Source organism: Acinetobacter corruptisaponis, assembly GCF_030053775.1.
In the GTDB taxonomy this organism is placed as follows: domain Bacteria; phylum Pseudomonadota; class Gammaproteobacteria; order Pseudomonadales; family Moraxellaceae; genus Acinetobacter; species Acinetobacter corruptisaponis.
This window is the reverse complement of sequence record NZ_CP125669.1, coordinates 2,311,996-2,330,095: the sequence shown is the minus strand read 5'-3', so window position 1 is coordinate 2,330,095 and position 18,100 is coordinate 2,311,996. Positions and strand designations below refer to the sequence as shown.

Annotated in this window: 12 protein-coding genes, 2 tRNA genes and 3 rRNA genes; 6 read left to right on the top strand and 11 right to left on the bottom strand. The window is 44.0% G+C overall.

The features are described 5' to 3' along the window. Positions 1–493: 493 nt before the first annotated feature. Together QLH32_RS11070 and QLH32_RS11065 are read left to right on the top strand one after the other, a co-directional pair. Positions 494–1,189, top strand: coding sequence for a TIGR04219 family outer membrane beta-barrel protein (locus QLH32_RS11070; RefSeq protein WP_283266264.1), 696 nt, complete (start codon positions 494–496; stop codon positions 1,187–1,189). 403 nt (positions 1,190–1,592) lie between these two features. After that, the gene (locus QLH32_RS11065) at positions 1,593–2,138 is read left to right on the top strand and encodes a type 1 glutamine amidotransferase domain-containing protein (RefSeq protein ID WP_283266263.1); all 546 of its coding nucleotides are present in this window, start codon (positions 1,593–1,595) and stop codon (positions 2,136–2,138) included. A gap of 83 nt (positions 2,139–2,221) precedes the next feature. Here the strand turns inward: QLH32_RS11065 and rrf are convergent. The 10 genes from rrf to QLH32_RS11015 all read right to left on the bottom strand — a co-directional run bounded on the left by rrf (position 2,222) and on the right by QLH32_RS11015 (position 12,005). Next, positions 2,222–2,336, bottom strand: a 5S ribosomal RNA gene (gene rrf, locus QLH32_RS11060). Positions 2,337–2,513: 177 nt separating this feature from the next. Next, positions 2,514–5,408 (bottom strand): 23S ribosomal RNA (locus QLH32_RS11055). A gap of 381 nt (positions 5,409–5,789) precedes the next feature. Further along, a tRNA-Ala gene (locus QLH32_RS11050) sits at positions 5,790–5,865 on the bottom strand. A gap of 68 nt (positions 5,866–5,933) precedes the next feature. Further along, positions 5,934–6,010: transfer RNA gene (locus QLH32_RS11045), tRNA-Ile, on the bottom strand. A 59-nt stretch (positions 6,011–6,069) separates the two neighbouring features. Next, positions 6,070–7,606: ribosomal RNA gene (locus QLH32_RS11040) — 16S ribosomal RNA — on the bottom strand. The 16S, 23S and 5S rRNA genes sit together here with 2 tRNA genes alongside, the layout of an rRNA operon. A 429-nt stretch (positions 7,607–8,035) precedes the next feature. Then, complete coding sequence (locus tag QLH32_RS11035; protein ID WP_283266262.1) at positions 8,036–8,590, bottom strand: peptidylprolyl isomerase; 555 nt, start codon at positions 8,588–8,590, stop codon at positions 8,036–8,038. Positions 8,591–8,727: 137 nt separating this feature from the next. Continuing rightward, complete coding sequence (locus QLH32_RS11030; protein WP_283266261.1) at positions 8,728–9,798, bottom strand: alpha/beta hydrolase; 1,071 nt, start codon at positions 9,796–9,798, stop codon at positions 8,728–8,730. A gap of 237 nt (positions 9,799–10,035) precedes the next feature. After that, positions 10,036–10,233, bottom strand: coding sequence for a hypothetical protein (locus tag QLH32_RS11025; protein WP_267982160.1), 198 nt, complete (start codon positions 10,231–10,233; stop codon positions 10,036–10,038). Between the two features lie 274 nt (positions 10,234–10,507). After that, on the bottom strand, positions 10,508–10,750 hold the full coding sequence (locus QLH32_RS11020) for a hypothetical protein (protein WP_283266260.1): 243 nt from the start codon (positions 10,748–10,750) through the stop codon (positions 10,508–10,510). Positions 10,751–11,141: 391 nt separating this feature from the next. Beyond that, positions 11,142–12,005 (bottom strand): MBL fold metallo-hydrolase, encoded by an 864-nt coding sequence (locus QLH32_RS11015; RefSeq protein ID WP_283266259.1) that lies wholly within the window; start codon positions 12,003–12,005, stop codon positions 11,142–11,144. A 107-nt stretch (positions 12,006–12,112) separates the two neighbouring features. On the opposite strand from QLH32_RS11015, the gene QLH32_RS11010 reads away from it, so the two are divergent. The 3 genes from QLH32_RS11010 (at position 12,113) to dnaK (ending at position 15,804) form a co-directional block, all read left to right on the top strand. Next, a complete protein-coding gene (locus QLH32_RS11010; protein WP_283266258.1) occupies positions 12,113–13,006 on the top strand; it encodes a LysR family transcriptional regulator in 894 nt (297 codons plus the stop codon). A gap of 159 nt (positions 13,007–13,165) precedes the next feature. Further along, positions 13,166–13,711 carry a nucleotide exchange factor GrpE gene (gene grpE, locus QLH32_RS11005; RefSeq protein ID WP_004797888.1) on the top strand — a complete coding sequence of 182 codons (546 nt, stop codon included), beginning with the start codon at positions 13,166–13,168 and terminating at the stop codon, positions 13,709–13,711. A gap of 149 nt (positions 13,712–13,860) precedes the next feature. Beyond that, complete coding sequence (gene dnaK / locus QLH32_RS11000; RefSeq protein WP_279960815.1) at positions 13,861–15,804, top strand: molecular chaperone DnaK; 1,944 nt, start codon at positions 13,861–13,863, stop codon at positions 15,802–15,804. Positions 15,805–15,858: 54 nt separating this feature from the next. On the opposite strand, the gene QLH32_RS10995 is transcribed toward dnaK, so the two are convergent. Continuing rightward, a complete protein-coding gene (locus QLH32_RS10995) occupies positions 15,859–16,737 on the bottom strand; it encodes an MBL fold metallo-hydrolase (RefSeq protein ID WP_283266257.1) in 879 nt (292 codons plus the stop codon). A 181-nt stretch (positions 16,738–16,918) separates the two neighbouring features. Between QLH32_RS10995 and QLH32_RS10990 the strand changes: the two genes are divergently transcribed. After that, entirely contained in the window at positions 16,919–17,830 is a 912-nt protein-coding gene (locus QLH32_RS10990) for a matrixin family metalloprotease (protein ID WP_283266256.1), read from the top strand. The last annotated feature ends 270 nt before the right edge of the window (positions 17,831–18,100 follow it).

Sequence of the window (18,100 nt, the reverse complement as noted above, 5' to 3'; positions counted from 1 at the left end):
AAATATGTACAACTGGCATTTTCCACACTGCGTTAGGTTTTTATTATCCAGCAGACATGAAAAGTGCCATAAAAATTCTGTTCTGCCTGCATGAAAATTCAACCTTGTGAGCCGCTCTTTTCCATGAACAAACAAGCAAAAACCAAACCATCTTCCGTAAAGACTGGGTTTTGTTTTTCTGCTTTTTAATAGCCGAACAATACCCGTTTTTATTTCTTTTTACTGTAAATTCTGTATGGAAAAATCATGTTTTCCATACAAGTGATTATTTTTCAAATAAATGTGATTTTGACCGTATAGTCAAATTATTGCCGTCCAGCATATAAAATATTCAAGTGAAATCCACTTCCACCTACGCCTTTTGCATTTGTCCTTTTTAAAAAATTAAATTTAGACTACTGCATATTTTTCTGGATCACTATATGATTCGCCCAATCTTGGATGAATTCACAACAATTCATTACTTTTCTAGCGACTTAATTAGGACAATTCAATGAAAGTATTAAAATTATCACTGCTTGCTCTAGGAATGGGCTTAAGTAGCTTGGCACAGGCAGATATCATTGGTGTCAAGGGTGACCTAAGTTACTGGGCTTACGATGGTCAGGCCAACATGGCTGCCCAGACAGCGGCAAGTGATCAGGACCTTGAGCGTAAAGGTGCAGCCCAACTGTCACTGGCAATTGAACACCCTGTTCCACTTATTCCAAATGCCAAAATTCGCTATGTAAATTTGAAAACCCAAACTGAAAATGAAGTTGCTGGACAACCAGTCTATGACATTGACATGGATCATGCAGACTTCATTCTATACTATGAAATTCTGGATAATATCGTAAATGCAGATGTTGGTGTAGGTGCAACCACCCTGAACGGCCATGTTACTACCCTTGCTCTCAGCAAAACAGATATTGATAAGACCGTTCCTGTGATCTATGCAACAGCAGGTGCAAAACTTCCATTTACAGGTTTAAGTGCCAAGGGCGAAGTGCTGTATAGCAACTTCAATGATGCCAAGATTACCGATGCCCAGGCAGAACTACAGTACAACTTTATCGATAACCTACTGGTTGATGTGGGCTTAAAGGCAGGTTACCGTATTCTGGACATTAAATTGGACGACTACGAAAAAAATGACCTTAAATTCAATTTCAAGGGTCCTTATATTGGTTTAGATATCCATTTCTAAATATTAGGCCAAATAAGAAGCGGAGTCAGATGACTCCGTTTTTTTATATCTAAAACTATAGATTCCTAAACCTCAATGTAAGCTGAAACCTACAACAATCGCAGAGATTGGCGAATATACCCATCTGGAGATTTTCACTATTATATAAAACATAGAGGGACAGGAAGTCTCATTCAGAACAACAAGATGCACAGGATGTGGTTGTTTATAGGAAATAAACGACAATAAACTGAATATAAAAGAAGCCCTGTCAGGATGATGGGGCTTCTTTTTTTATTATTCTTATCGTGTAACAGAATTTGACAGCGTATCCATCGAGATACAATCCGCCGATGAAAGCCCTACACTTTTCATGCTTTTGCATTGTTAACCTAGAAATCAAATAATATTGAGGAATTTCACAATGGTTAAAAAGGCATTATTTATCACCTCAAATGTAGGCGTAGAGCATGATGAGCTGATTCAGCCACTGGAATTTTTAAAAGGCAAGGGAATTGAAGTCATACATGCCGCCGAAAAGATGGAACCAGTACAAACAGTAAAAAGTGATAAAGAGCTTGGGCCAAGCTACCCCCCACAGGCTGCCCTGGAGCAGGTCTCCGTGGAAGACTACGATATTCTGGTCATTCCTGGTGGTACAGTCAATGCAGACACCCTCCGTCTCAATGAACATGCGCATAGGATCATTCAATATTTCACCGATCAAAACAAACCGATTGCCGCCATTTGCCATGCACCCTGGACCTTGATTAATGCCGAGCGAATCAAGGATAAGAATCTGACCTCCTATAAAAGCATCCGCCTCGACCTGGAAAATGCGGGTGCACATTGGGTGGATGAAGCAGTTCATCGCTGCAATACCCATGAATGGCCCCTGATCACCTCACGCTGCCCAGATGACCTCCCCCAGTTTAATGAGGCGATCCTAAAGGAGCTAAACAGCCTTTAACATTCTTCTTTTCATTATACTTTTCTCTATTTCTTCAGCATAAAAAAACCTCCCAACATTGGTTGGGAGGTTTTCAATTTAAAAGCTGGCGATGACTTACTCTCACATGGCAAACGCCACACTACCATCAGCGCGGGGAGGTTTCACTTCTGAGTTCGGGAAGGGATCAGGTGGTTCACTCCTGCTATTGTCGCCAGCAAACTGTTTTGGCTTTCGGTGGTCTTACATTCTGCCACTTAGTACCGAAGAGTTTAACGGATTAGCTGTTGAGTCTGTTTTAGTGTTCGTAGTTTAACTAGTTTCTGCACTAAATCAAGTTTTACTTTGGTTTAATCATTTAAGTTGATGCTTTATATACAACTGTTTGGGTGTTGTATAGTCAAGCCTCACGAGCAATTAGTATTGGTCAGCTTCACACGTCACCGTGCTTCCACACCCAACCTATCAACGTCCTGGTCTCGAACGGCTCTTTAGAGGACATAAAGTCCTAGGGAAATCTTATCTTGAGGTAGGCTTCCCGCTTAGATGCTTTCAGCGGTTATCCCTCCCGAACATAGCTACCCGGCGATGCGACTGGCGTCACAACCGGTACACCAGAGGTTCGTCCACTCTGGTCCTCTCGTACTAGGAGCAGATCCTCTCAAATTTCCAGCGCCCACGGTAGATAGGGACCGAACTGTCTCACGACGTTCTAAACCCAGCTCGCGTACCTCTTTAAATGGCGAACAGCCATACCCTTGGGACCTGCTTCAGCCCCAGGATGAGATGAGCCGACATCGAGGTGCCAAACACCGCCGTCGATATGAACTCTTGGGCGGTATCAGCCTGTTATCCCCAGAGTACCTTTTATCCGTTGAGCGATGGCCCTTCCATACAGAACCACCGGATCACTAAGACCTACTTTCGTACCTGCTCGACTTGTGGGTCTCGCAGTTAAGCGCGCTTTTGCCTTTATACTCTACGCGTGATTTCCGACCACGCTGAGCGCACCTTCGTACTCCTCCGTTACTCTTTAGGAGGAGACCGCCCCAGTCAAACTACCCACCAGACATGGTCCTCGCCCCGGATTACGGGGCAGAGTTAGAACCTCAACATTACCAGGGTGGTATTTCAAGGACGGCTCCATACAAACTAGCGTTCGTACTTCAAAGCCTCCCACCTATCCTACACAAGTAAGGTCAAAGTTCAATGTCAAGCTGCAGTAAAGGTTCACGGGGTCTTTCCGTCTAGCCGCGGGTACACTGCATCTTCACAGCGATTTCGATTTCACTGAGCCTCTGCTGGAGACAGCGCCGCCATCATTATGCCATTCGTGCAGGTCGGAACTTACCCGACAAGGAATTTCGCTACCTTAGGACCGTTATAGTTACGGCCGCCGTTTACTGGGGCTTCGATCAAGAGCTTCGCTTACGCTAACCCCATCAATTAACCTTCCAGCACCGGGCAGGCATCACACCCTATACGTCCACTTTCGTGTTTGCAGAGTGCTATGTTTTTAATAAACAGTTGCAGCGGCCTGGTTTCTGCGGCTGCCAACCGCTCAGGGAGCTAGTCCCATCACCGTCAGCAGCGTACCTTCTCCCGAAGTTACGGTACCATTTTGCCTAGTTCCTTCAGCAGAGTTCTCTCAAGCGCTTTGGTCTACTCGACCTGACCACCTGTGTCGGTTTCGGGTACGATTCCTGTGTAACTGAAGCTTAGAGACTTTTCCTGGAAGCATGGTATCAGCCACTTCACTGTACAAGTACAGCTTGCTATCGACTCTCAGCATGGAGCACCCCGGATTTGCCTAAGATGCATGCCTACTGTCTTCCACCTGGACAACCAACGCCAGGCTGACTTAACCTTCTCCGTCCTCTCATCGCATTACACAGAAGTATTGGAATATTAACCAATTTCCCATCGACTACGCCTCTCGGCCTCGCCTTAGGGGTCGACTCACCCAGCCCCGATTAACGTTGGACTGGAACCCTTGGTCTTTCAGCGAACGGGTTTTTCACCCGTTTTGTCGTTACTCACGTCAGCATTCGCACTTCTGATACCTCCAGCAGACTTCTCAATCCACCTTCATCGGCTTACAGAACGCTCCCCTACCACTTACGCTAATGCGTAAATCCGCAGCTTCGGCACATAGTTTTAGCCCCGTTACATCTTCCGCGCAGGCCGACTCGACTAGTGAGCTATTACGCTTTCTTTAAAGGGTGGCTGCTTCTAAGCCAACCTCCTAGCTGTCTATGCCTTCCCACATCGTTTCCCACTTAACTATGATTTTGGGGCCTTAGCTGGCGGTCTGGATTGTTTTCCTCTTGACTACGGACGTTAGCACCCGCAGTCTGTCTCCCGGATAGTACTCATTGGTATTCGGAGTTTGCATCGGTTTGGTAAGTCGGGATGACCCCCTAGCCGAAACAGTGCTCTACCCCCAATGGTATTCGTCCGAGGCGCTACCTAAATAGCTTTCGGGGAGAACCAGCTATCACCAGGCTTGATTAGCCTTTCACCCCTATCCACAAGTCATCCCCTGGCTTTTCAACGACAGTGGGTTCGGTCCTCCAGTTAGTGTTACCCAACCTTCAACCTGCTCATGGATAGATCGCCTGGTTTCGGGTCTACACCCAGCAACTATACGCCCTATTAAGACTCGGTTTCCCTACGGCTCCCCTATGCGGTTAACCTTGCTACTGAATGTAAGTCGCTGACCCATTATACAAAAGGTACGCAGTCACCCAACAAAGTGGGCTCCCACTGCTTGTATGCATGCGGTTTCAGGATCTATTTCACTCCCCTCACAGGGGTTCTTTTCGCCTTTCCCTCACGGTACTGGTTCACTATCGGTCAGTCAGGAGTATTTAGCCTTGGAGGATGGTCCCCCCATATTCAGACAAGGTTTCACGTGCCTCGCCCTACTCGTCATCATGATGTGTGCCCTTTCGTGTACGGGAATATCACCCTCTACGTTCGCACTTCCCAGAGCGTTCCACTAGAACACACACCACTTAATGGGCTGATCCCCGTTCGCTCGCCGCTACTAAGGGAATCTCAATTGATTTCTTTTCCTAAGGGTACTGAGATGTTTCACTTCCCCTCGTTCGCTTCATAAGCCTATGTATTCAGCTTATGATACCTACCTTATGGTAAGTGGGTTCCCCCATTCAGACATCTTCGGATCACAGGATATTTGCCGCCTCCCCGAAGCTTTTCGCAGGCTATCACGTCTTTCTTCGCCTCTGACTGCCAAGGCATCCACCACATGCACTTAATTACTTGACTATACAACCCCAAACAGTCGTTAATACCTACAAGTAGTATTACCAACATTTCAGTTTGACGCACTGTGCACTTAAGCACTGTACAGCTTCAATCTAAATTCATATACCAAAACGCTTGATTCAGTGTTTTTGCTAGTTCTCAGATTAAATATCTTCTTAACAATTACTTGTTAATTTAATACTTAATCGAGTTTGAACAATTTATTTCAGACTCAATTCTACTAATCTGTTAATGATTAACTACTGCCTCGTCAGCGAGTAGTAAACTGTGATAAATCACAGAAGTTAATAAACTCAAATCAAAATCTCTTTTGATTTATTTATACATTTATTAATTTCTATAATTTATTTAGCTTTAAATTAAATGTTTCCATTTAATTCGTGGTGGAGACTAGGAGAGTCGAACTCCTGACCTCCTGCGTGCAAAGCAGGCGCTCTACCAACTAAGCTAAGTCCCCAGCTTATCATCTTGAACGATATATCTTCTCATCTAGCAGCTTGTGACTATTCATCACTTCGTCAGTAGTGGTGGGTCTGACAAGACTTGAACTTGTGACCCCACGCTTATCAAGCGTGTGCTCTAACCAACTGAGCTACAGACCCTCAGATACATCTTCGAAGAACAACTTGTTGTGGATTCTTACCAGTCACCAATCTTTCGTTAAGGAGGTGATCCAGCCGCAGGTTCCCCTACGGCTACCTTGTTACGACTTCACCCCAGTCATCGGCCACACCGTGGTGAGCGTCCTCCCTAAGGTTAGACTACCCACTTCTGGTGCAACAAACTCCCATGGTGTGACGGGCGGTGTGTACAAGGCCCGGGAACGTATTCACCGCGGCATTCTGATCCGCGATTACTAGCGATTCCGACTTCATGGAGTCGAGTTGCAGACTCCAATCCGGACTACGATCGGCTTTTTGAGATTAGCATCCTATCGCTAGGTAGCAACCCTTTGTACCGACCATTGTAGCACGTGTGTAGCCCTGGCCGTAAGGGCCATGATGACTTGACGTCGTCCCCGCCTTCCTCCAGTTTGTCACTGGCAGTATCCTTAAAGTTCCCATCCGAAATGCTGGCAAGTAAGGAAAAGGGTTGCGCTCGTTGCGGGACTTAACCCAACATCTCACGACACGAGCTGACGACAGCCATGCAGCACCTGTATCTAGATTCCCGAAGGCACCAATCCATCTCTGGAAAGTTTCTAGTATGTCAAGGCCAGGTAAGGTTCTTCGCGTTGCATCGAATTAAACCACATGCTCCACCGCTTGTGCGGGCCCCCGTCAATTCATTTGAGTTTTAGTCTTGCGACCGTACTCCCCAGGCGGTCTACTTATCGCGTTAGCTGCGCCACTAAGTCCTCAAAGGACCCAACGGCTAGTAGACATCGTTTACGGCATGGACTACCAGGGTATCTAATCCTGTTTGCTCCCCATGCTTTCGTACCTCAGCGTCAGTATTAGGCCAGATGGCTGCCTTCGCCATCGGTATTCCTCCAGATCTCTACGCATTTCACCGCTACACCTGGAATTCTACCATCCTCTCCCATACTCTAGCCAAACAGTATCGTATGCAATTCCCAAGTTAAGCTCGGGGATTTCACATCCGACTTATTCAGCCGCCTACGCACGCTTTACGCCCAGTAAATCCGATTAACGCTCGCACCCTCTGTATTACCGCGGCTGCTGGCACAGAGTTAGCCGGTGCTTATTCTGCGGGTAACGTCCACTCATCAAGGGTATTATCCTCAAGAGCCTCCTCCCCGCTTAAAGTGCTTTACAACCAAAAGGCCTTCTTCACACACGCGGCATGGCTGGATCAGGGTTCCCCCCATTGTCCAATATTCCCCACTGCTGCCTCCCGTAGGAGTCTGGGCCGTGTCTCAGTCCCAGTGTGGCGGATCATCCTCTCAGACCCGCTACAGATCGTCGCCTTGGTAGGCCTTTACCCCACCAACTAGCTAATCCGACTTAGGCTCATCTATTAGCGCAAGGTCCGAAGATCCCCTGCTTTCCCCCTTAGGGCGTATGCGGTATTAGCATTCCTTTCGGAATGTTGTCCCCCACTAATAGGCAGATTCCTAAGCATTACTCACCCGTCCGCCGCTAGGATCAGTACCGAAGCACCTCACCCCGCTCGACTTGCATGTGTTAAGCCTGCCGCCAGCGTTCAATCTGAGCCATGATCAAACTCTTCAGTTAAAATCATTTTGCACCTTATTAAAGACAAGGTGCCAATTCTGGCTCATCAATTACTGACTTATATATTCGCTCAAATAAACTTCGAGAAATTTTAACCAATTAATCAATGATAATTTATCGATCGATCAACCAGTAAAAATCCACACAAGTTGTTCTTCTATTCTCTTAATGATCTTCTCACCGCTTCGTCAGCGACAAGTAAACGCAACAAATACCTAACGACTTAACCGTTAAAGCTAAGTTCTTTTGCTTCATTGCGTTGGGATGTGTGCATTATAGGAGATTTTTTTTGGTGCGCAAGTGTTTTCAAAGTACTGTTTTATTGAGTGTTGTTTTTTTACTCATCAAAACGTTTATATTTACTGCTATTTTATTGCATTTATATGAAAATAAAGCAGAAATATTTTATTTATATTTCTGCTTTGCTTTTTACTTTTTGTTCTTTATCTGAACACTGATAATTTTAATTGGTTGTTTTGGTACATTCTGGTGCATTCCATAGTTTCCAGTAGGTACTTTTACAATTTTATCGACAATATCCATTCCCTTGGTGACTTTACCAAATACCGCATAACCTGCGTCCATTGCTGAACGGTTCAGGAAGTTATTGTCAGCGACATTAATAAAGAACTGGCTTGTTGCAGAATTGGGATCACTGGTACGTGCCATTGCCAAAGTACCACGGTTATTTTTCAGACCATTACTCGCTTCATTTACAATAGGTGCTTTTGTGGTTTTCTCAATCATGTTTACATCCATGCCCCCACCCTGAATCATAAAGCTTGGGATAACGCGATGGAAAATCGTTCCTGAATAGAAATTACTCTTCACATAATTTTCAAAGTTCTTTGCTGATATAGGCGCCTGATCATCATATAGTTCTATTTCAATCGTCCCCATACTGGTTTTCATATCGACCAGCGTATTTGCAAATAAAGAACCACTTGCCAGAATTAGACTTGTTGCAATGAACAGCTTTTTCATAATTGCTTTTCTCGACCTGTAAAATAGATTTGTTGTAGCCCATCATCTTATGTTTTGCAAATCCATTTTTGCTATTTTTATTTGTTGTCTACAATAAAATACCCATGTTCCACGTGGAACATGGGTTCACACATGAATTAACTATGCTTATCCCAAAACTTCCTGAAGTTTTTCGCAATCTCGATGGTGTGACGTTTCGCCTTGCTGGAAACTGGCGTGATATTGATAAAGCCATGACTCTGGTCTGGGTAGTCCACATACTGGACCTTGACGCCATTCTGTCTGAGTTTGTGGCTATAAATCTCACCTTCATCATGCAGCAAGTCATGTCCAGCAGTAAGGACATAGGCAGGCGCCAGTTTTTTAAGATTGCCGTAAGTTGGAGAAATCAACGGATTATCCAAGGCAACATTGTGCTGGGTTGCGTAGTATTCGGTCACGTAATCGACATCCTTACTGGTAAGGACCAGGCCCTGACCATAGGCATAGAAAGATGGGTGACGACTTTTGAAGTCAACCGTAGGATAAATGAGTAATTGCGCCTGTGGTGCATAGGATTTTCCAGCAGCATGTTGTGCAACCACGGTACTGATATTACCCCCTGCGCTGTCACCCGCCACAGCAATACGGTTTTTATAAATTTTAAGTTGACGGCGGTTCTGGTAAACCCACGCCAAGGCATCCTCACAGGATTGAATCAATTGTTGTGGTGATGCCTCAGGAGCAAGTGGATAGTCAATACTGAGCACCTGTACTTTTGCATACTTGGCAATGAGGCGGCATGCTTCATCATGGGTATCCAGGCCACCCACCACAAACCCGCCTCCATGATAATAGACAATCATCGGGAGTTTTTTATTGGGCGCGGGATGGTAGTGTCTCGCAAATACGGTTCCGCTTTGCAAAGGCAGGCGAATATCTTCAACAGATTCAATAGAGGTTGGTTTATTTAGGATCGCAAGCATTTGCGCATCGAATTGTCGTCTTGATTCAATTGGATCATCACCAATAAAGCCAATATGTCCCTGCTTAATCTGAACCGCCATAATGCATTTGGTAAATGCGTCCAGGTCTGGATATTGGTAAGGGTAGCCTAAAATCCTGGCTATCGACTCTTGTACAATCTTGGGCAGCTTATCAAGTGCTCGTGCAGCAGGACCTTGTCCTTTATCTAAAAGTGTTTGAATTTTCTGAGGTAATGCTGACACGTTCTTCCCCTTTTTCGCTCTATCCATCGTTCTTGTCCTCTCTGACTATATGCCTGAATAAAGTCATAGATCAAGATCAAGCATTTAAAAAATATCTTGTAACCTAAAGGTCATATCTGAAAAAGTCATTAACTATTCTGCTTATCTATACTTGCTTTTTATGTCAATAAAAGTGATTTGCCTGTTTTTTATTGCCAAGACTCAAAAACAGCATCCTGCTTTTGAGTCCAACGTTATTTAGCGTCCAGCTGAGGCTGAACCCGAAATATTGATGCCGACTTGCCCAGGTTGAACATTGGCTTTAACGCCCGCACCTGTCTGCACACCATGTGAACCTATGCCCACTTTGGTCGAGCCTGTTGCCTCCACAGAGACACAGCCCATCATTGCACTTGTGGCAATCGCCAGCATCGAAATCAAAGCAAATTGCTTCATATATTTTCCCTCAATAACATCGAATACAAACTTTTTTGTCTGTAGGGCAACATCATTGCGGTTTTGCCGATTAATGTATAAGTCCGTTACCGTTATTTTTTATGTCAGTTTGGCAAATGATGCACCAAACAAAAAACTAGAACCCATCAAATGATTCTAGTTTTTATGCTTCAGTTTAATCTCGGCACTTCACGCAACATATATAGCAGTATATGTGTAGATTGGTGTGTTGGCATCGACATGACAATCTATCGCAGGAAGTGCAAATTTGAGATTACTGTGCTGATGCATCCGCACCTGCTGAGCCTGAAACTGAACCAGAAACATCGGCAGATGCGCTACCTGGCTGAACATCAACCGATGTTCCCGCCTGTACACCTACACCACCCTGCACACCTGCTGGGCTTGCACTTGTCTGGGCCGAACTAGAAGCATCCAGACCACCTTGGGTTGAGCATCCCACAGCCGTCAACGCAACACCAGCGACAACCATTGAGATCAATGCTAACTTTTTCATTGTGTATTTCCTTTCATTATGACAAAAAGCAAAGTCGTCTTTGCGTTGCCTATCATTCACAATTTTTTCCGCTGGCGTGATGGGGATTAGTTGCAGTTTGTTATGGATGCAGCATGATTTTGCAATTTTTATTAAATCAGTTCGATTTAGCATTCACGTATTTTTTATCATTTATAAAATCGCTAAGACTTTATCTATTCAAAAGTTTTATTGATATACATGCTATTTTCATGGGCAAAAACCTGTTTATCTTCATTTTTTATAATTTATATAAACACCGTATAACTCCCCTACATGCTTACAATGTAAGTCATACAGGCAAATTTCCTTTATATGGCGCAATAAAAAACCGTGATGAGGCATCACGGTTGTCAATTTTTTTAATGACGTTTTAAGGCCACTGCATTTCACCTTTCACCACTTTGGCACCCAGTTCCAGACTGCTGGATTCAGCCAAAGCTGGATATTGTTTCTGCATCATCCGGATGAGTGCAGCCGAGTTTTTTGTCTCTTTTACAGCTTTTTCATATTGCTTTAAATAGTCAATTGAAAAGGTAACTGCATCTAAACCCTCGGCTGCACCTACTTTCATATGGGCAGGCACCACAACTTTAGGATTTAAAGATTTAATACTTTCCAATGTCTGCACCACCTCAGCACGATCTTTGGCGGTTGGAGTATCTGCGGTCCACAGGTGAATGCCTGATGACACAGGAATTCCTCCCACTACAGCTTTGGCACTTGGAATCCATAAATAGGTCAGTTCTTTTTTGCCCTTAATTTCAATATTTTCATTTTCAAATTTTAAGGTTTTTGCCATATAGGCCTGGGGAACAATAATTTTACTTGGTGCATTGGCACCCATTTTTGGTCCCCAATACTGTACTTTTAGGGCCTGTGTATCCTGAATATGTTTCACTGTTTCAGGGGTTGCGATGATTTGCACATTGGGAAAATATTGCTTGAATACATCCAGACCAAAATAAAAGTCAGGATCGCCATAGCTGACAAAGATGGTTTTTAGGGTTTTACCACTATCCAGAATATCGGCGGCAATACGCAAGGCTTCTGATTTAGAAAATTGGGCATTGACCAACAAGACGTCCTTATCACCCTCAATCAATGTGGAGGTCACCCCAAAATGTTCAGGCTTGGCTAAAAAATTCTGAATTTTTAACTCTTGTGCAAAAGTAGTAGATGTCACAGCGAATGTTGATAATGCTATAAAAGAAAGTGCATAAGGCTTAGTATTCATTTGTTTGTCTCCTATCTGATAGAAAACACTTTAAATTGCAATTATTGCTGAATAAACACCCTGGATTAAGATAAAATGTTGCATATCTTGCAACAATCATAATAAACATGGATACCTTAAAAGCCATTCAGGTCTTTGTCTGTATTGCCCATCAAGGCAATCTGAGTAAAGCCGCAGAACATTTGGATTATTCTAAAGCGATGGTGTCCCGCTATCTCGAACACCTTGAACAGACCTTTTCAACGCGCCTTTTTCAGCGCAACACCCGTAAAGTTTCACTCACCCCTGCGGGTGAAAAAGCCTTGGTCTATTGTGAAAATATCTTACAGCAACAACAACTCTTAGAAAGCTTGGCTGCACCCGAACAACATAGTGGAACAATTCGCTTTACCTGTGGTTTATTTTTATTTCAACTGGGCGTGAATGAATGTATCACGCAATTTAAAAAGCTTTATCCTCACATACATTTTGATGTGTATTTAACGGAAAATACAGTTGATCTGATGGATGCGCAGGTTGATCTTGCGCTACGGATTACCCAGAAAGTCGCGGATGGACTGATTGCACGTCCTGTCTGCCAGATCGAATCCACGTTCTGTGCCCATCCCCATTACTTGCAGGACCACACTCCCCTTTTGTATCCAAGCCAGCTGATTCAGCATGACTGCATTGCACATCATACCCATAACCAGTACTGGACCCTGTTTGATACAGATCAGCAACCGCAAAACTATCCATTAAATGTTACGTTCAAGAGCAATGATGTGATTGCGCTTTATCAGATGTGCCTCAAGGCGCAGGGCGTTGCCATGCTGCCCACCCTGCTGGTGCGAGAGGATATTGCACAGCATCGTTTGCAACAGGTGTTTACAGGTTTTTCTGCACCCGACCTGACATTGTCTTTAGTGTATGCTTCAAGGCAGCATTTACCGAAAATAACCCAGGAATTCATCGCTTTCGTGATTGAAAACCTGAATTTTTACTTAAATCAGCATAATTAAAAGATTTAAATGAACCTGAACGCTTGAATTTTGTCGTGTTGCCCATACCTCATCCGTATCTATGAATGACCAATATGTGGCAGTTCAGGTTTAACCCGATGAGCACTTATGCCAAAAGGACTGTACATGTTTGAGAACTTTTTTAAACGGAGATCATCAATGGCTAATGAGCACAATGAGCAAGCTCAAGACATTCAAAATGAGCAACAAACTGAACAAACTCAAGCTGAAAGTGTAGAGCAGGCAAACGAGCTTAGCGTTGAAGATTTACAGGCTCAGATTAGCAAGCTTGAAGAAAGCCTAAAACTTGAAAAGGTGCGTACCGCAAATGCTGTGTATGAAGCACAAAAAAGTGTGGAGCGTATCCAGCGTGAATCGGAAAAGCACAAAGATACGGTGCTGGAAAAGTTTGCAAAAGAGTTGCTGGATTCTGTCGACAACCTTGAACGTGCGATTCAGGCGGCTGGTGAAGAACAGACACCTGTACTCGAAGGCGTGAAACTGACCCTGAAATCGCTTTTGACCACACTGGAAAAATTTGGCGTGGTTGAGGCGAATACCCAAAATGGCTTCAATGCCGACTTACACCAGGCAGTAGGTATCGATCCAAATGCCAAGGCCAATGAGATTGGTACGGTGTTGCAGAAAGGCTATACCCTGAATGGACGTTTACTTCGTCCTGCGATGGTGATGGTGGGTCAATAATTCGCGTGAGCAAGCGTTTTTTGCTCAAAAATGCAAAAAATTGAGAGTTTTTTGATTTTTTTTCATAAAAATGCTTGAAAAAAACCGATTGACTCTCATATCGAATAACAAGCAAAACATTGCAACAAAATTTTAGAGGAACACACCAAATGGCGAAAATTATTGGTATTGACTTAGGTACTACCAACTCATGTGTTGCTGTACTTGAAGGCGATAAAGTAAAAGTAATTGAAAATGCGGAAGGCGCACGTACAACCCCATCGATCATTGCGTATAAAGATGGCGAAATCCTGGTGGGTCAAAGTGCGAAGCGTCAGGCTGTAACCAACCCGAAAAACACATTATTCGCAATCAAGCGTTTAATCGGTCGTCGTTATGAAGATCAGGCGGTACAAAAAGACATTGGTCTTGTACCTTATAAAATCATCAAGGCTGACAATGGCGATGCATGGGTTGAAGTAAACGACAAGAAATTGGCACCTCAACAGATCTCTGCTGAAATCTTGAAAAAGATGAAGAAAACAGCGGAAGATTACTTGGGCGAAACTGTTACTGAAGCAGTGATCACTGTTCCTGCTTACTTTAACGATGCTCAGCGTCAGGCGACCAAAGATGCAGGTAAGATTGCGGGTCTTGATGTTAAACGTATCATCAACGAACCAACGGCTGCGGCGCTTGCGTTCGGTATGGACAAAAAAGAAGGCGACCGTAAAATCGCGGTTTATGACTTGGGTGGTGGTACATTCGACGTATCAATCATTGAAATCGCAGACCTTGATGGCGACCAGCAAATCGAAGTGTTATCGACTAACGGTGATACATTCCTTGGTGGTGAAGACTTTGATAACGCCTTGATTGAATTCTTGGTTGAAGAATTCAAGAAAGAACAAAGTGTAAACCTGAAAAATGATCCACTTGCGTTACAACGTTTGAAAGAAGCGGCTGAGAAAGCAAAAATCGAGCTTTCTTCTTCTAACGCAACTGAAATCAATCTTCCGTACATCACGGCTGATGCGACTGGTCCTAAACACTTGGTGATCAACGTAACACGTGCAAAACTTGAAGGTCTGGTTGCTGACCTGGTTGCCCGTACCATTGAGCCTTGCCGTATCGCGCTTAAAGATGCAGGTCTTTCGACTTCTGAAATCTCTGACGTGATTCTGGTTGGTGGTCAGTCTCGTATGCCGATGGTACAGCAAAAAGTACAGGAATTCTTCGGTAAAGAGCCACGTAAAGACGTGAACCCTGACGAAGCGGTTGCGATTGGTGCGGCGATTCAAGGTGCGGTATTGTCTGGTGACAAGAATGACGTACTTTTACTTGACGTAACACCGCTGACTTTAGGTATCGAAACAATGGGCGGCGTATTGACTCCGATCATTGAGAAGAACACCACGATTCCTGCCAAGAAATCACAAGTGTTCTCGACAGCGGCAGATAACCAGCCTGCAGTGGACATTTCAGTGTACCAAGGTGAACGTAAAATGGCTCAACAAAACAAATTGTTGGGTAACTTCCAGTTGGGCGACATTCCACCAGCTCCACGTGGCGTACCGCAAATTGAAGTGTCATTCGACATCAATGCTGATGGTATCCTGAAAGTGTCTGCGAAAGACAAGAGTACGGGTAAAGAGCAATCGATCCAGATCAAGGCAAACTCAGGCTTGTCTGACGCTGAAATCGAGGCAATGATCAAGGATGCGGAGGCGAATGCTGAAGAAGACCGTAAGTTTGAAGAATTGGCTAAAGCACGTAACGAAGCAGATGCTTTGGTGGCAAGCTCAAACAAAGCCGTGAAAGATCTTGGTGACAAAGTCACTGAAGATGAAAAAACTGCGGTTGCAGCTGCGGTTTCTGAGCTTGAAGCAGCAACCAAGGAAAATGATGTTGATGTGATCAAGGCGAAAACCGAAGCATTACAGGACATCTTGATGCCAATAACTCAACGTGCCTACGAACAGGCACAGGGTGCTGGCGGTGCAGAAGGATTTGATCCAAATGCATTCCAGGGTGGTGATGCGGGTCAACAACAAAAAGCCGACGATGGCGTTGTAGATGCTGAGTTCACAGAAGTGAAAGATGACAAAAAATAATTTGTCTCTTTAACAAAAGACCGCGCGAAAGCGCGGTTTTTTATACTTTCTATTTTATTTATTTTGATCAAAATACAACTCACCCAAAATCGGCATAAACAAGGGAATCACGCCACAGGCCTTAATTTCTTCAATAAATTCGGGAATATTTACACCAGGTAATAATTCTGGCGTTTTATCAATCGGTGTTACCATGGTATCCCAATGACACGGAATAATATATTTTGGCTTGAGTAGCCGCACTACATCCTTAACATAATTGGGACGATACTTACGCCCAATCGCGCATAGACACACAATATCAGCCTCTCGCCCCTGCAATTCCTGCTCGATAAAGTCGGCTGAATCAATATGCACCACACTGAGCTTGCCCGTATGAATCCACCAGTTGAATACCTGACCATGCCGCAGATGATGAAACTTGGGCGGATAAGGAGGTGGAGTGGCCATATCACCAGGTAGCGGCACACGGCCAAACAGTGCCTTACCGTGTATGGATGGCAAACCCACAACTTGCCATTTTCCACAGTCAATGGTTTCCCGCCCTTTTGTTTCAAGCATCTGCTGTTCAGACAGCCCTGCTGAACGTCCATACATTAAGCTGGCCTGTGAACCAATTAACCGCGCACCCGTTTGTTTACACACCTCTGGTGCATCCAGAATATGATCGTAATGCGCATGGCCAATCAGCACCTCATCCGCCTGTGGAATATACTGCCTCACCAATGCTGGATCACTCAATAAAGGTTGGGTAAAGGTCTGCCACAGGCTTGGACGGCTAATAAAGGGATCGAGTACCACCGTGCGATGCTGGTCAGACAGGATAAATCCCGCTGTCCCCAAATACCTGATTTTTAAATTTTCAACTGTTGCCTGAGCGGGCGATGCGGCAGCCCATCCCGCCTCGGGAGCTTTAAGTAAATATTTCAGCATCTTCATTCCTTGGTCTTTTTATATTCATCCATTTTTTATCAATTCATTAAAACAGAATCAGAAGAATGATTATATATTTTTCAGTGTTCTTCCAATTTTGTTATAGTTGACCGACTGAGCGTTTAGACAGAGATGTCTTGGACTGTTTTGCATCATATTAACCAGAAGAATATAAAATAGAATGACTCGTGTTTTTTTAATGTTGGGGTTAGCATTTTTTCTATTGTGGTCGGGTTATCAAACTCGCCAACATCCTCAACTCAAGTTTAATTCATTGTCAACCCGTCTACTTCATCCACTGGATCATCGGCTACGCTATCGTATTGCCGAAGTTGACCCACGTTTTAAACTCAGTGTTGAACAAGTCAGGGCCATTAGCCAGCAAGCCACGCAGGTCTGGAAAGATGGCACTGGAAAAGATTATTTTGTTTATGACCCGAATGCACAGCTCGCGATTCATTTAATCTATGATGAACGGCAGTATGAAAGTGAGCAACGTCGGGAACATTTAAGCCGATTCGAAACCAATCAACAGCAATGGCTAAATAAAAAGAAGCAGCTTGACCAGATCGAACAGGAAGTCCTGCAAAATAAACAGATATTGGAACAAAAACAGCTACAACTGGACCAACAGATTCAATACTACAATCAGGAACGGCAGATTGCCCAGCGCAGTCCCTCCTCCTCTGCCAATGCTGAATACTTCCAGCAGCGACAACAGCATCTACAGCAAAATGTTGAGCAACTACAGCAGGAAATTGGTCAATACAACCAAAAAATCAGTCAACTCAACCAGCAAATTGATGAACTGAATGCGCTTGACCAGCAATTGAATGCCTCGGTTAAACAATATAAACAGCGTTTTCAGCCTCATTTATTCCATAAAGGCCTGTTTAATGGCAAACAGATCCTGATTTATGAATTTGAATCAGAGGATGACCTGCGCCTTACACTGGCACATGAACTGGGCCATGCGCTGGGTCTGCAACATACTGATGATCCCCATGCACTGATGCATCCAGTCATGAAAGATCAGGATATTGCCCACTTTCGTTTAACCCAGGCAGACCGCGACCTACTGCTGACAAGATAATCACCGCATAGTTCAACTCTATTAAAGGTGGAAATAGCTTAAGATTTTGGTGGACTTTAAATGTCACAAATAGGCAATATTTCACCAAAAAGTAAAAAATTATGCTGTTTTAAAGATAACTTACAAAAGTTAACAATTGAACGTTTTTTGTTTTTTCAGCCAAAATTTTTCTTAATTTTTTCCAAAACTCAGTTTAATCGCTTGATATTTTTCCAGTTATGATTAAAAAACAATCCTATTGCCACTTTTTTAATTCTGCAAACCATCCAA